13 protein-coding genes are annotated in these 14,839 nt (G+C 63.7%); 4 read left to right on the top strand and 9 right to left on the bottom strand.

Annotated elements, in window-relative coordinates:
- Positions 1 to 22: 22 nt before the first annotated feature.
- A complete protein-coding gene (locus tag DXB44_RS09370; protein ID WP_118658536.1) occupies positions 23 to 676 on the bottom strand; it encodes an ECF transporter S component in 654 nt (217 codons plus the stop codon).
- 166 nt (positions 677 to 842) lie between these two features.
- On the opposite strand from DXB44_RS09370, the gene DXB44_RS09365 reads away from it, so the two are divergent.
- Positions 843 to 2,285, top strand: coding sequence for a PLP-dependent aminotransferase family protein (locus DXB44_RS09365; protein ID WP_118658535.1), 1,443 nt, complete (start codon positions 843 to 845; stop codon positions 2,283 to 2,285).
- On the opposite strand, the gene DXB44_RS09360 is transcribed toward DXB44_RS09365, so the two are convergent.
- On the bottom strand, positions 2,192 to 3,115 hold the full coding sequence (locus DXB44_RS09360) for a hypothetical protein (RefSeq protein ID WP_118658534.1): 924 nt from the start codon (positions 3,113 to 3,115) through the stop codon (positions 2,192 to 2,194). The two genes, DXB44_RS09365 and DXB44_RS09360, sit on opposite strands and share 94 nt — an antisense overlap.
- 73 nt (positions 3,116 to 3,188) lie before the next feature.
- Between DXB44_RS09360 and DXB44_RS15000 the strand changes: the two genes are divergently transcribed.
- From DXB44_RS15000 to DXB44_RS09350, 3 genes are all read left to right on the top strand, one after another.
- Positions 3,189 to 3,314: a hypothetical protein gene (locus DXB44_RS15000; RefSeq protein WP_279220769.1), complete on the top strand. Its 126-nt coding sequence runs from the start codon at positions 3,189 to 3,191 to the stop codon at positions 3,312 to 3,314.
- A 507-nt stretch (positions 3,315 to 3,821) separates the two neighbouring features.
- Positions 3,822 to 5,261 carry an alanine/glycine:cation symporter family protein gene (locus DXB44_RS09355; protein ID WP_118658533.1) on the top strand — a complete coding sequence of 480 codons (1,440 nt, stop codon included), beginning with the start codon at positions 3,822 to 3,824 and terminating at the stop codon, positions 5,259 to 5,261.
- Between the two features lie 88 nt (positions 5,262 to 5,349).
- Positions 5,350 to 6,705, top strand: coding sequence for an MATE family efflux transporter (locus tag DXB44_RS09350; RefSeq protein ID WP_118658532.1), 1,356 nt, complete (start codon positions 5,350 to 5,352; stop codon positions 6,703 to 6,705).
- Between the two features lie 489 nt (positions 6,706 to 7,194).
- On the opposite strand, the gene DXB44_RS09345 is transcribed toward DXB44_RS09350, so the two are convergent.
- From DXB44_RS09345 to DXB44_RS09315, 7 genes are all read right to left on the bottom strand, one after another.
- Positions 7,195 to 8,043 (bottom strand): putative RNA methyltransferase, encoded by an 849-nt coding sequence (locus DXB44_RS09345; RefSeq protein ID WP_118658531.1) that lies wholly within the window; start codon positions 8,041 to 8,043, stop codon positions 7,195 to 7,197.
- Entirely contained in the window at positions 8,040 to 9,923 is a 1,884-nt protein-coding gene (locus tag DXB44_RS09340) for a DEAD/DEAH box helicase (protein ID WP_118658530.1), read from the bottom strand. The genes DXB44_RS09345 and DXB44_RS09340 overlap by 4 nt, the downstream gene beginning before the upstream one ends.
- 10 nt (positions 9,924 to 9,933) lie before the next feature.
- Positions 9,934 to 11,226 (bottom strand): DUF1015 domain-containing protein, encoded by a 1,293-nt coding sequence (locus tag DXB44_RS09335; RefSeq protein WP_118658529.1) that lies wholly within the window; start codon positions 11,224 to 11,226, stop codon positions 9,934 to 9,936.
- Positions 11,227 to 11,353: 127 nt separating this feature from the next.
- Complete coding sequence (locus DXB44_RS09330; RefSeq protein ID WP_118658528.1) at positions 11,354 to 12,463, bottom strand: putative glycoside hydrolase; 1,110 nt, start codon at positions 12,461 to 12,463, stop codon at positions 11,354 to 11,356.
- Positions 12,464 to 12,487: 24 nt separating this feature from the next.
- Complete coding sequence (locus tag DXB44_RS09325; RefSeq protein WP_118658527.1) at positions 12,488 to 13,099, bottom strand: Rnf-Nqr domain containing protein; 612 nt, start codon at positions 13,097 to 13,099, stop codon at positions 12,488 to 12,490.
- Positions 13,096 to 13,821, bottom strand: coding sequence for an Rnf-Nqr domain containing protein (locus DXB44_RS09320; RefSeq protein WP_118658526.1), 726 nt, complete (start codon positions 13,819 to 13,821; stop codon positions 13,096 to 13,098). Before DXB44_RS09320 ends, DXB44_RS09325 begins: the two co-directional genes overlap by 4 nt.
- The gene (locus tag DXB44_RS09315; protein ID WP_118658525.1) at positions 13,818 to 14,837 is read right to left on the bottom strand and encodes an RnfABCDGE type electron transport complex subunit D; all 1,020 of its coding nucleotides are present in this window, start codon (positions 14,835 to 14,837) and stop codon (positions 13,818 to 13,820) included. Before DXB44_RS09315 ends, DXB44_RS09320 begins: the two co-directional genes overlap by 4 nt.
- Between the last annotated feature and the right edge of the window lie 2 nt (positions 14,838 to 14,839).

The raw sequence follows: 14,839 nt of genomic DNA, 5'->3' as shown, positions 1-14,839 counted from the left end.
GCGCTTCAGGATCCCTTTTTATTTACTTGTTCTCGCCCTTGGAAAGCAGCTTTGCACGCTCCAGCGCGGGGCGCAGTGCCAGATACAGCACCACGGCGCAGGCAGTGGAAGCCACACTGTTCACAAAGGTGACGCCGCCGGCGATCTTGGTCAGCGCCTGTGCCACGGTGTACTCCTGCCCAAAGATGTACACGTTGCGGAAGTAGCCAAGGAAGGGGTCGGTGAACACGTTCAGCAGCAGGCCGGAACCCGCAGAGACGATCACCTTGACCAGATACCCGGCACTGTGACGATCCTGATCCCGCAGCTTGAACACCTTATGTGCCACGGCACCGCAGGTGATGCCGATGATGAACTTGAGCACGAAGGTGGTAATGGCGTAGCCCGGGTCACCGGCAAGGATATCTGCCAGCGCCAGACCGATGGCACCCGCCAGACCGCCGGATACACCGTCCAGCAGCAGCGCCGTCAGGGCAGTAAAGGTGTTGCCCAGATGGAACGAGGAGCCGCCGTAGAACGGGATGCGGAAGAACAGGTAGGCCACAAGGCTCAGCGCAGCCATCACGCCGGTAAGTGCCAGCTCGTGCACCGTAAAGCGGCGCTTGTACAGCACACTGAAAAACAGGATCAGGATAACGACGACTGCCAGCAGCAGCCACATTGCAGTAGTAGACATGATACTTTCCCTCCAATCGCGCCGATAACCCCACAAAACCACTTGACATTTGGGTGTTCGGCGGGTATGCTCCTATTATACGCTGAACTGACCCTATGAAAATACCCAGAACAAAGTTTTTTTATGGGGTCAGTTTAACGCAATGCCCAGATGGGAGGGACATTCTATGGTACATCTGACCACGGCGCTGGACCCGGCTTCGGCGGTGCCGCTGTACGAGCAGCTCTACCGCAGCCTTGCCGCCGAGATGCGGGCGGGCACCCTGACGGCGGGCACCCGGATGCCCGGCAAGCGGCGGTTGGCGGCAGAGCTGTCGATCTCGGTGAACACGGTGGACACCGCCTACCAGATGCTGGCAGCCGAGGGCTACCTGACCGCCCGGGAGCGCAGCGGCTTTACGGTGCAGGAGTATCTTGCCCTGCCGCAGGGGGTGCAGCCGCCCGCCGCCCATCCCGCGCCGCCGGCAGAGCACTCCGCCGAAACCGCCCCGCCGGTGCAGTTTGATTTATCCACCCGGGGCGTGGACCCGGGGCTGTTCCCCTTCCGCACATGGGCGCGGCTGCAAAAGGAACTGCTCTATTCCGCGCCGGAACTGCTCACTCCCGGGGATGCCCGGGGCGATGCCGCCCTGCGGCAGGCGCTGGCAGGGTATCTGGCCGAGTACCGGGGCGTGCAGTGCGACCCGGAGCAGCTGGTGGTGGGTGCAGGGTTGGAATATCTTCTGGGGCTGCTGGCACCGCTGCTGCCCGGCCCTGCTGCCGTGGAGACCCCCGGCTACCCCCGCGCCCGGCAGGTGCTGGAAAACAACGGCGTGCCCTGCCGCTGCCTGCCGGTGGACGCGGACGGGCTGTCCCTTGCCGCCCTTTCTGCCAGCGATGCGGCGGTGTGCTACGTCACCCCCAGCCACCAGTTCCCCACCGGGGTCACCATGCCCGCCGGACGCCGGGCGGAGCTGCTGCACTGGGCGGCCCGCGCCCCGGGGCAGCGGTACATCATAGAGGACGACTACGACTCGGAGTTCCGTTTCGACACCCGCCCGCTGCCCAGCTTGCAGGGCATGGCGGGCGCAGACGGCCCGGTGGTGTACCTGTCCACCTGCTCCCGCAGCCTTGCCCCGGGCATCCGCATCGCCTACATGGTGCTGCCCCGGCAGTTGCTGGGCGCGTGGCAGGCCAAGTACCGGCTGTACTCCGGCACGGTAGGGCGGTTTGAGCAGCAGACGCTGGCGCGCTTTATCACCGGGGGGTATTTCACCCGGCACTTAGCGCGGGAGCGCACCGCCTACAAAGCCCGGCGGGATGCACTGGTGGCGGCGCTGCGCACCTCCTTTGCGCCGGAGGAGCTGACCCTTGCGGGGCTGCACACCGGCCTGCACCTGCTGGCACAGCTGAAAGACCCGCCGCCGGACGCTGCCCTGCGGGCGGCTGCCCGGCAGTACGGGGTGCGCTGTTCCCTGCTGAGCGACTACGACCTGACCGGCACGGCGCATTCTGCCGCCGGGACGCTGGTGCTGGGCTATGGCTCACTGCCGGATGCAGACTGCGCCGCCGCCGGGGAGAGGTTGAAAAAGCTCTGCACCGCCGCCCGGGAGGCATCAGACACCGTATAGTGCCCGCCTGCCCAGTCCCCGGGCAGGGCGTCAGCGGTGATATCCACCGGCTCGGCGCTGGTGGCTAAAAATTCCAGCGTGCGTTCCAGTGTAGCAAGGTCTACGGCGGTCAGGCTGGTCAGCAGACTGCTGCTCACCTCCCGCAGACCCTGCGGCAGGGTGGTGGGCAGCAGCTCCAGCGCCTGCCGGAAAAACGCATCCCACACCGCCGCCCGTGCGGCGGCGCTGCGCCGGGGCGAAAGAGAAGTGTCAGCATCCAGCGCCGCCAAAAAGCTGTGAGCATCGGCGGCGGAGATGCCCTGCACCCCGGTGCCTTTGCCGTACCGCGTCAGCTGCTCTGGGGTGAGCGCCCCGGTAAAGCCCACCCGCACTGCGCCGTACCGCGCCGCCAGTTTTGTCAGCACCGCCGGGGCGATGGCAAGATAGTCGGTATCCTCCGGCAGGGCGAACACCTCGCCCAGCGCTTCCCGGCAGCGGGCGGGGCCTGCGGCGGTGTAGCAGTCCGCAAGGGGGACGTTCTTGCCCCCAAAGGGCACTTCCAGCGCGGCAGGCACCGCCAGCAGATGGATGCAGTTCTGCCCGGCGTTCAGGTAGGCCAGCACAAAGCCCGGGGTCTCGTCTGCCACGCACAGCAGCACGGTGCACCGGTCGGCGGCTTTGGGCAGACGGATGGGCACCCCGCTCTGGCTTTTTGCGGCCTGCCGCAGGCTGCTGCGCAGCTGGGCGCGGCTGAGCAGCACCGTGCCGCCCACCAGCGGCAGCAGCACCAGCAGGGCGGCGCATAGCGCCGCCCAGAAGGGACGCCAGCCGCTGCGTTTTGCGTGTTTCATGGCTCTGCCTCCTTTTTGTGCATAAAGCATAGCCCACCGGGCGACCCTTTATGCAGAAAGGCAGGGATGCTGTATGGATAAAACAAATACCCCCAACGAAAAAGACCGCGAGGAGCAGGAGGACTTCTGGCTGACACTGGAACCTCTTCCCGCACCCGACCCCGATAAATCTCCGCTGCCCGCACCGCATGAGGAGTAATGGCGCTGCATAGGATGGTAATGGGGTGGAGACGACCCCCTCAGGCACGGCTTTGCCGTGCCAGCTCCCCCAAGGGGACGCCAACCCTCTCAGTCATCGCTGCGCGATGCCAGCTCCCCCGAAGGGGGAGCTTTTGGCATAGCGGGAAAGTTTCCGGCTCAAGTGCAATGCTTGCGGGCGTGCCTGCTCCCCCGAGAGGGCCGACTTCCCCCGGCCGGGGGAAGATGTCACCGCAGGTGACAAAAAGGGGAATCTGTCGCGCAGCGACTGAGGGGCTTCAAATCGGCGGAGCCGAAAAAAACGGTTAAAAGATCTCCACGCCGAACAGGCGTGAATCTTCAGTTTTTTTCGGGGTAGCCCTCCGCTTTGGGGTTAAAAGGGGCGAGCAGCCCCTTTTTCGTGGCTCCAGCGCGTCGAAAGCGCTGGCACTTTTCTGGTTCTCTTTTGGTGTCAAAAGAGAACATCCACCGTCTAACAGTAATTTTCACCATCAAAGGAGGCCACAGGATGCCAGAGCGGTTCATGCGGGGAGTCGAGGCCGTGAACGGCATCGTGTGGGGGCCGATGGGGCTGGGGCTGCTCTTCGGCACCGGGCTGCTGCTGACGCTGCGCACCGGGGGCTTCCAGCTGCGGCAGTGGGGCTACTGGATGCGGCACACCCTCGGTGCTATCCTGACCGACCGGAGCGTCACCGCCCATACCGCCCGCGAGGAACAGGCCATCAGCCAGTTTCAGAGCCTGTGCACCGCGCTGGCGTCCACCATCGGCACCGGCAACCTTGTGGGGGTGGCCACCGCCATCCTTTCCGGCGGGGCGGGGGCAGTGTTCTGGATGTGGGTCATGGCGCTGCTGGGCATGATGACCAGCTACGCCGAAAACGTGCTGGGCATCTACTACCGCCGCAAAGACCCGGCGGGCGGCTGGCGCGGCGGGCCGATGTACTACCTGCGGGACGGCCTTGGCGGCAAGACGGGGCGGGTGCTGGCGGTGCTGTTTGCCGCGTTTTGTGCGCTGGCAAGCTTTGGCATCGGCAACCTGAGCCAGCTCAATTCCATCGCGGGCAATCTGCGGGCGGCTTTTGGCGTGCCGGAGACTGCTACCGGCGCGGTGCTGGCGGCAGTATCGGCGGTAATTTTGCTGGGCGGGCTGAAGCGAGTAGCTGCGGTGGCGGAAAGGCTTGTCCCCGCCATGGCGCTGCTGTACATCGTGGGTGCGCTCACCGTGGTGGGGGTGCATATCACCGCCGTCCCGGCGGCGCTTGCCGCCATCGTAAAGGGCGCGTTCGGGCTGCGCGCCGCCGGTGGGGGCATGGTGGGCTACGGGCTGTCCCGGGCGGTCACTTGGGGCTTCAAGCGGGGTGCTTTTTCCAACGAGGCCGGGCTTGGCTCCTCGGTGATGGTACACGCGGCTTCCAACGTAAAAGAGCCGGTGCAGCAGGGCATGTGGGGCATTTTTGAGGTGTTTGCGGACACCATGGTGGTGTGCACCCTGACAGCGCTGGTGGTGCTGACCTCCGGCTTTGTGGATCTGGACACCGGGCGCATCGCCGCCGGGGCGGCGGGCAGTGCGCTGGTGGGGCAGGCCTTTGACGCCGTTTTCGGCACGCTGGGGTCAAAGCTCATCGCGGTGTGTATCCTGCTGTTCGCCTATTCCACCGTGCTGGGCTGGAGCTGTTACGGCTGCAAGGCCGTGGAGTATCTCTTCGGCGCAGGGGCAGGGGCATTTTACCGGGTGCTGTTCGTAGCGCTGATGCCGGTAGGCGCGGTGATGCGGCTGGACCTTGCATGGACGCTTTCCGACACCTTCAACGGCCTGATGATGCTGCCGAACCTCATCGGCGTAGTGGCGCTGTCCGGCACGGTGGTGCGCATCACCCAGAACTATCTTGCCCGCAAGCTGTACGGCAGCCACGCGCCGCCGCTGTTGTCGGCGGGTGAAACGATTTAAAATCGTCAGCCCTGCCCCTTGTCCCGGGGCAGGGTTTGTGCTATGCTAAGGGGTACAAGCGATTTTTTGCGCTGAGAGGAGGAACCCCATGGCCGCCGTAAAAACACGGAATACCGCTACCCTTATGACCGAGGGCAGCATTGTAAAAAGCCTGCTGCTGTTTGCCCTGCCGCTGATCTTCGGCAACCTGCTGCAGCAGATGTACAACACCGCCGACAGCATCATCGTGGGCAATTTTGTGGGCAGCAATGCCCTTGCCGCTGTGGGTTCCAGTGGTTCGCCCATCTATCTGCTCATCGGCTTCAGTCAGGGACTGGCCGTAGGTGCGGGCGTGGTGGTCTCGCAGTATCTGGGCGCGGGCGACCACAAGGAGACCCGCGAGGCGGTGCACACCTCCCTTGCCATTGCGGTGGTCATGGGACTTTTGCTGACGGTGGGCGGCGTTGCCTGCGGGCGCGCTTTGCTGGTGGCCATGAATACCCCCGCCGAGGTGCTGGCGGACGCTGTGACCTATATCCGCATCTACTTTGGCGGCGTGCTGTTCAGCGTGGTGTATAACATGACCGCCGGCATCCTGAACGCCGCCGGCAACTCCCGGCGCTCGCTGGTGTATCTGGCATGGGCATCGGTGACCAACATCGTGCTGGACCTTGTGTTCATCGTAGGGCTGCGGATGGGGGTGGCAGGCGCTGCCATCGCCACAGACCTGAGCCAGCTGGTGTCCTGCGTGCTGAGCCTGCGTTTTCTGATGAAAAGCGAGGACGCCTGCCGGGTGGAGCTTTCCGCCATCCGGCTGCACCGCAAAATGGCAGGCCGCATCATCCGAGTGGGTCTGCCCACCGGCATTCAGAACATGGTCATCTCCTTTTCCAACGTACTGGTGCAGGCCAGCGTGAACAGCTACGGTGCCGCCGCCATGGCGGGCTTTGCAGCCTATATGAAGATCGATGGCTTCAACATTCTGCCCGTCAGCAGCATCAGCATGGCCGCCACCACCTTTGTGGGGCAGAACTACGGCGCGGGGCGTCTGGACCGGGTAAAGCGCTCGGTGTGGGTCACCATTGCCATCGGGGTCCTCTACACCCTTTGCACCGGCGCTGCCCTGCTGGCCGGGCAGGATGCCATCCTGCACCTGTTCACCGCCGACGAGGCCGTGGTCACCTACGGCAAGCTGGCCATGCGGTGGTTCTGCCCGTTCTACTTCCTGCTCAGCATCCTGCACGGCCTTGCCGGTGCCGTGCGCGGCACGGGTGCCAGCATCCCGCCCATGGTGGTGCTGCTGGTCTCGCTGTGCCTGTTCCGTGTGGTGTGGATCCAGTTTCTGCTGCCCTTCTTCTCTGGCATCGAGGGCGTGTTCATCCTCTACCCCGTCAGCTGGGGTCTGGGCGCATTGCTCATGATCCTGTATGCGTGGAAGGGCAAGTGGATGGAGTATCATACATAACGATTCAAAATGCGCTCCGCTGGAGCAGAAGTTGTTGCCGAGGGATGTTCTCTTTTGACACCAAAAGAGAACCAGAAAAGTGCCAGCGATTTCGACGCGCTGGAGCCACGAAAAAGGGGCTGCTCGCCCCTTTTAACCCCAAAGAGGAGGGCTGCACCGGAAAAAGCTGAAGATCCACGCCTGTTCGGCGTGAAGATCTTTTAACCGTTTATTCCGGCTCCGCCGATTTGAAGCCCCTTAGTCGCTGCGCGTCAGCTCCCCCAAGGGGGAGCGGGCACGCCCGCAAACTTTGCGCTTGAGCCGGAAACTGTGCCACTATGCCAAAGGCTCCCTCCCAGAGGGAGCTGGCAAAGCCGTCAGGTTTTGACTGAGGGAGTTCGTTCCAAACCCCTCCTGTGAAAACAGTGTTTGGAGCAGCGCGCATTTAAAATCGTCCCAGTATACAAAAAGGACTGCCGTACATCTGCACGGCAGTCCTTTTTTGTATTATTACAGCTTTTCAAACACCAGAAAGCGGAAGGCGATGGTGGTGGTGAGCTGCGGCAGAGCCGCAAGGCGGGCAGCACCGTCGCGGGGCGTTTTCCAGTAGTAGGGGGTCATGGCGAACAGGGCTTCCAGCTGGGCGGCGGGCACGGTGATGGTTCCCTGCACCTCCCGCTCGTCGATGGCACGGAAGCCCGGGTATTCCACCTGCTGCACCGGGTTCTTATAGGGCTTTTCATAGAGCACGGCCTTCATCTGGTACAAATGCTCTGCCCCCGGCACAACGTAGATCATGCGCCCGCCCGGGCGCAGCACCCGGCTGAACTCCTCCTGCGCAAAGGGCGAAAAGCAGTTCAGCAGCACGTCTGCCCAGCCGGTGCGTACCGGCTGGCTGAAGCTGGACGCCACTGCATACTGCGCGGCAGGCAGCGCCTTTGCAGCCAAGCGCACGGCGGGCTTTGCGATATCGAACCCAGCCAGCTGCAACGGTTTTTCCGCCGCCGCGAACTGCTGCGCGATGCAGCGGTCGTACCAGCCCTCGCCGCAGCCCGCATCCAGCAGATGCAGCGGAGCATCCGGGGCGGCGGGTACGCCGTGGGCAAGGCACAGCTCCCCCAGCGCCTGCCCGAAAATGCCGTAGTATCCGGCGTTCAGGAAGGCGCGGCGGGCGGCAACCATCTCCTTGCTGTCCCCGGGGGCTTTGGTGCGCATACTCTGCACCGGCAAAAGATGCCAGTAGCCCTCCCGGGCGCGGTCAAAGCAGTGGCCTTTTTCACATTTCAGGTCAGTTTTCCCTTGCAGTACGCCGCCGCACAGAGGGCACTGCCACGGGGCAAAGGCTTCGTTCCGGCTCATACTTCTTCACTGTGGTCCTCAATGGGTGCGGTGGCACCGCCGTGGGCGTCCATATACTCCTCAAAACTGGTGTACTTCTGCTGGGGCGGGCGGCGGCTGATGAGCATCAGCCCCGGGTCCTCGTCCCGGGCGGCAGCATTGCGGCCACGGCGGGCAGGCTCGGCCTTGGGAGCGCGGGGTACGCTGCCGGTGCGGTTCTGATTGCCTGCGCTGCCGCGCTCGTTACGGGCAGGGCGGGCGTTGTTGCTCTGGGCAGCGCGCTGCTCGCTGCGGTCATTGCGGCGGCTGCCGCTGCGGTTTGCGTTCTGATTATTCTGGGGCTCCTGTGCGCTGCGGATCGCAGGTGCTGCCGGAGCAGCAGGAGTCTTGCGTGCCGGGCGCAGCGGAGTAGCCTCCGGGGCGCTGACAAAATGGGGGTCAAACTTGGGCTGGACGTTGCTGCCCCGGGCGGGGGCGGCATTCTCGCGGCGGGCGCGAGGCGCTGCAGCCTCCTTGGGGGCGTTTGCGCCCCGGTTGTTGGCGCGGCGGTCGTTGCGGACCCCGCGCTTTGCGTTGCTGTCTTGCATCAATGTTTCCTCTTTTTTCGGTTTTGCAGGCACCGCGTTCTTTGCGGCCTTCGGCTCCTGCTTCGGCGCGGGCGCAGCTGCCTTTGCAGCTTTTGCGGGCGCAGTTTCGGCCTGTTTTTCTGCTTCGGGGCGGGGCTTTTTGCCGCGCACGGGCAGCACGGGGCGCACCGGGGCGGGCACGCCGTCCCACGGGTGGCCGGATACCACCGGGATCTTGCGGCGGTTCAGCTTTTCAATGCCTGCCAGATACTCCTGCTCCTCCGGGGCGCAGAAGCTGACGGCGGTGCCGTCCGCACCGGCGCGGGCGGTGCGCCCAATGCGGTGCACATAGGTCTCCGGCACCTCGGGCAGGTCGTAGTTGAACACATGGGAAAGCTCGCTGATATCAATGCCGCGTGCGGCGATGTCGGTGGCCACCAGTACCCGGGTCTTGCCGGACTTGAAATCCTCCAGCGCGGTCACGCGGGCGGTCTGGCTCTTGTTGCCGTGGATGGCGGCGGCGGGGATGCCCTGCTTTGTCAGGTCTTTTGCGATCTTATCCGCGCCGTGCTTGGTGCGGCTGAACACCAGTGCGTTGACCACCGGCGGCTGCAAATTTTTGATGAGCCACGGCAGCAAGAGCTTTTTGTTGCCCTTTTCCACATAGTACAGGCTCTGCTGGATGCGGTCCACGGTGCTGGACACCGGGTCCACCTTGACAAAGGCGGGGTCGCGCAGGATGCCGGCGGCCAGCTGCTCGATCTCGGCGGGCATGGTGGCGCTGAACATCAGGTTCTGGCGCTGGGCGGGCAGCTTTGCAATGACCTTTTTCACGTCATGGACAAAGCCCATGTCCAGCATCCGGTCGGCCTCGTCCAGCACAAAAATTTCCAGTGCGGACAGGTCGATAAAGCCCTGCCCGATCAGGTCGTTCAGCCGTCCCGGGCAGGCGATGAGGATGTCCACGCCCTTTTTCAGCGCTTCCACCTGCGGTGCCTGTCCCACGCCGCCAAAGATGACGGTGCTGCGCAGTTTCAGGTACTTGCCGTAGGCTTCAAAGCTTTCGCCGATCTGCAAAGCCAGCTCCCGGGTGGGGGTCAAAATCAGTGCGCGGACAGCACCCTTGCGGCGGGGCGCATTGGCGGTGAGCCGGTCCAGCATGGGCAGCGCAAAAGCCGCCGTCTTGCCGGTGCCGGTCTGGGCGCAGCCCATCAGATCCCGGCCTGCCAGCACCGGCGGGATGGCCGCTGCCTGAATGGGCGAGGGGGTCTCGTAGCCCGCTTCCTGCACAGCGCGCAGCAGCGGGGCGGACAGATTCAGTTCTTTAAATGTCATGGTTCTCCTATTATTCTGTGATCTTCCGGCACTCGATGTAGTAGCGCTTTTCCTCCGCGTGTCCCATGCTGAAGGTCTTGCGGGGCAGCACGCCGCCCATCACAACGCCGCGGAACAGGTCGCTCTTGGCGAAGGGCGGCATCAAAAACGCCACCGCGCCCTGCTTGCACAAAGCGCGCACAGCCGGTTCGTCATGCACATAGTCCACCTTTGCTTCCGGGTGGCGCTCGATATAATCCGAAATAAAATCGTCGATGGTGCCCACGGTCAGCGGCTCGGTGGGGTCCTCAAAGCTGAGCACATTGGCCATGTGGGGGCCTGCCAGCGTAAAGGGCTGCTTTTTGCTGCCGCCAAAGCAGCAGCCTGCCATGTTGGCATCGCTCCATGTAATCAGGCTCAGCAGCACGGTGGCGCAGTCCACGTTGAACAGTACCCGGTGGATGGGCTCGATCTCGATGGCCGGGGAGTGCACGTTGCACACCTCTGCCAAGCACCAGCGGGCGGGGTGATTTTCTGCCTGCTCCGGGGTCAGGGTCTTTTTCAGCTCCTCCCAGCAGGCCTTTGCGGTGGCCAGCGAGTGGTTGCCGTCGCCCACAGCCAGCGTCAGCGGGTCGCGGCGGGTGGCATCGGGGTATTTCTTGTCAAATTCTTCCTGACTGCCCAGCACGGTCAGCGCATTTTCAATCTGTGCAATGAGGGCGGGGTCCTCCACCGCCCAGCCTGCCACATGGCCGCCGCCCAGCATCAGCTCACCCTCGTACACCTTGGACAGGCTGTCCTTGTGGGCGGCAATGGGCTCGATGAGGGTGCAGTCCGGGTCATCTGCCAGCATCATGATGTGGGGCGTTTCCAGCGCAGCGCCGGTGCGCACCTTCATGCGGGGCGGGATGCGGCTTTCCACCGTGCACTCGCTGGGGCGCACGGCACATTTTTCGCCCCGGCGGTAGCTGTAAGCCTCCAAGTCCACACGCCCTACAAGACCTTGCCGCACCCGGCCGCTCTGCTCGGTGCGCTCTACATAGATAAAGCCGTCCACCGCCCGGGTGAGCACATTTTTGGCGTAATCCTGCATGGTGGCGTGGATCTTTTCCACCCGCGCGTCGGCGTCTCCGTCCTCCAGATACACCTCCGGCAGGATCAGGTTCAGGGTGCTGGGCGCACCCGCAGCGGTCTTTTCTGCCCGCTGCCAGTAGCTGCGGTCACTGGTAAACTGGTCACAGGCGATGCAGCCCCACTGCTCCAGCGGCACCTGCTCCGAAGGCAGCAGGATGTGTGCGGGTGCAAAACAGATAGTCGGTTTCATAGTCGTTTCCTCCCCTCTTTATTGCAATTCAACTTTTTTAATGCAACAGCAACAACGTTGAATTGCATATCGCAAATATGCTGTTTGAATGTTGCGCTAATTTTTAACTTGCGATAAAAGCCGCTTTTCAGCGGAACGCTGCGGTGTCGTGCACCACAAGATGCTGCACACCGGCGTCGGCAGCGGCCTGCTCCAGCGCAGCGCGGCTGTCCGCATCCAGTTCGGTGCTGCTGGTGACCAGCAGGTTTTCCATGCCAAGGGACGTACCGGTGGTGCCAAGGGCATCGGTGGCAGCGGTGCACAGTGCGTCCGGGTAGCTGACCCACAGGGTCACGCTGCCTGCAAAGCGGGTCTGCCATGCGGCGATATCAGCGGTCAGCTGGGCGGCGCGCCCTTCCCGGCTCTTGCCGCCGGAAGCGCCGAAGTCCTGCTTGCGGGTGATGATGTTGGGGAACTGCACCCCGGTAAGCACCACCTGCTCGTAGCCCATGCCCTGCACCTCCTCAATGAGGTCGCCGATATACTGCACCGCACTTGCGGCAAAGGGGTTCATCCACGCCTTGCCGCCCTTGGCTGCGCTGACGTTGTCCAGCCAGAGGCTGTTGCCGTCGTAGTGCACGCCCATGCTGCGGTCGGTGTACACCGACACCGGGTCGGTAAAGGCGGCAAGCTGCGCCGCCGGGATGATGCCCTCCTCCCGCAGGATGGCAGCGATATTGGCCGCATCCACCGGGTTTTCGGTGATGCTTTGCGCAGCAGCTGCCACGCCGGAAGCGTAGTACACCGTGCCAGCGGCGTCCTTCAGGGTGACAAGGGCGTAGTCTGCGCCCTGCTGCTTCAGCTGCCGGGCGGCGGCGCGGATGGCGGCATCATCGGTCAGGGCGGTCACATCCAGCTCTGCCCAGCTGCCGCCGGTAATGGCCTTGCCGTCCAGCGGCTTTTCCTCCTCCGGCTCCGGTTCAGACGACGCTGCCTGCGAGGCGGCAGCGCTGCTTGCCGCCGCAGAGGAGGCTGCTGCCTCGGCGCGGGAAGCGCTTTCGGCCTCGAGGTCCCGGTCCTTGACCACGGTATACCATGTGTGGGTGGCCCAATCCAGCACATGGGGTGCGGCAAACCATGCTGCTGCCAGCACTGCCACTACCAGCACCGCAATGCCGATGCCGCGCTTGACGCGCATTTCTCGGCTGTAAAAGCTGCGGTGATAATGCTTGACCTTCTGACGTTTATACTTAGCCATGGTATCCTTTCCTCCCTGTCTGCATTACAGGATAACGGAATGTCCGGTAAAGCCATAGATTGCCAGCGCCAGCACGCCGATATACACCAGCGTGATGGGCAGGCCGCGGAATGCTTTGGGGATAGCTTTGCTGCGCAGGCGATGGCGCGCCTCGGTGACCAGCAGTACCGCCAGCACATAGCCAAGGCCGCTGCCAAGGCCAAAGCCAAGGCTTTCGCCAAGGGTAAAGCTCTGGGTACGCTCCACCAGCACCGTGCCCAGCACGCCGCTGTTCAGCGCGGCCAGCGGCACGATGCGCAGCAGCTGGGCGCGGCGGGGCAGGCTGCGCAGCAGCCACAGCACCAGATGCTCCGCCAGACACACCACGGCAATGCTGGCGATATACACCAGCGGGCGCAGCTGGGCGCGGTTATCCAGCGGGGCGATGAACCGCCCGGCAAGGAAAGCCACCGGCGCCACCAGCACCTGCGTGATACACAGCATCATGCCGAACAACGCGCTGCTGGTGCGGTCGTCCCCCACCAGCTGCACCATGCGGGACACGCCCAGTGCACGGGTAAAGACAGCGTTCTGTGCAAAAATAGCCAGCAGTGCATAGCTGAAAAACACTGCCGAACTGCTTACAACTTCCTTCACGGTTCGCGGTCCGCCTCCTTCTGGTAGTGCACGGTCAGGGTATCCCGCGCTTCCTTTTGCAGATATTCCTTGCGCTTTGCAGCGGCAGCGCGCCAGATGGCGCACAGGATGCCCAGCACGATAAAGCCGCCCGCCGGCATCTTAGCCAGCGGCAGCAGCGCCCAGCGTCCCACCGGGGCACCAAACACGGTGCCAAGGCTGAGCCACTCGCGCACCACGCCCACCACGAGCAGCAGCAGCGCGTAGCCCACGGTGATGCGCACACCCTTGGAAACCGCCTTGTGCACCGTCTCCTGCACGCGGCCGAAGCGGTAGGTCAAAAGCGGCTCTACCACCAGCATGGGCAGGTAGATGCCAAGATTCAAAAGACCGGTGCCGAACACAAAGTTCAAAATGGGATACGCCGCCAGATACACCACAGCGGCGCTGGCCGCGTACAAAAGTGCACGGGGCAGCAGCTTTTTTTGCAGCTGCTCCGGGGTGGGCTCCTCGTCCCGCAGGGGCACAAGGCGGCTGAGCAGGCAGGCCAGCACGCGGGAGGGCACCAGCAGCAGCGCCACCGCCGCCGCCAGCATCAGGCTGTTCTGGCCGGTGGTAGCCACGACCACCAGCGGTGCCAGACCCATGCCCTGCATGACCACCGGGTTATTCAGAAATACGCGGTCGTGATGGGCAAACTTTTCGGGATCTTTTAAAATCAGCTCCGCAGTACGCTTTTTCATTCCGCAGCCTCCTTTCGTTCGGACGGCAGACGGTGCAGCAGACGGTACAGCCGCTCCTCGGTGCGGTCAATGAGCGCGGACACACTGTTGACTGCCAGCAGTGCAAAGCAGACGCCGGTCTCGTACACGCCGAAATAGCGGAAGCCCATGGTGGCGATGCCCACTAGTGCGCCGTACAGGATGCGCCCAAGCCGGTGATGGGCACAGGTGTAGGGCTCGTTGAGCAGGAACACCGCGCAGAACAGCATTGCACCGGTGTGCAGCTCGTCCCGGACGCCCTGCAAGCGGGGCAGCAGGCTGCTGAAGATGGTGCTGTCTGCCAGACCTACCTGCCGCGGGAAGAAGAAAGCGATGAGCCCGCAGGTGATGAGAAAGCTCGCTGATGCGCCGATGTGCACGTCCTTCTGGGTCCACAGCACAAGGCCGCAGGCCAGAATGACCAGCGCTGCGCCGGTGCCCATGGGGGCGGCAAACTCGCCCAGCGCGATGGCGAGGGCGTTCAGGTTCAGGATACCGCCGCTGCGCAGGGTATCCTCGATGGTGCTGCTCACCGGCACGGCAGAGGCGTTCCACAGGGGCAGCGGCGTATAGGGCTGCGGGTAGCGCACCACCTGCTCCGGCCACGATACCGCCGCCACGGCGTAGCCCACGGCAGCGGGGTTGAAGGGGTAGCTGCCGTAGCCGCCAAAGACCTCCTTGCCGATGAGCACGCCCGCCAGCACCGCCACCACCAGCACATAGATGTCCACGGTGGCGGGCATGAGCAGGGCGATGATCAGGCTGAAACTCTCGTTGGAGAGATCTTTATTGGTGTACACCCGATGGCGCAGCAGCGCCACCAGACGGTCGCACAGGTTGCCGGTAAGCAGGGCGATGCCGCACAGCAGCAGCGGACGTGCGCCGTAGAAATAGCAGGCCATGCACAGCAGCGGCACACACAGCCAGAAAACGTGCTCGTAGTACCGGCCGGTCTTTTGCAGCTGTCGTTCCTGCTCTTGGATCAAAGCTTCATCCATAT

This window comes from Faecalibacterium sp. OM04-11BH (genome assembly GCF_003482185.1).
Taxonomy (GTDB): domain Bacteria; phylum Bacillota; class Clostridia; order Oscillospirales; family Ruminococcaceae; genus Faecalibacterium; species Faecalibacterium tardum.
Note: the sequence above shows the minus strand (reverse complement) of the source record. Positions and strands in the feature narration are given on the sequence as shown.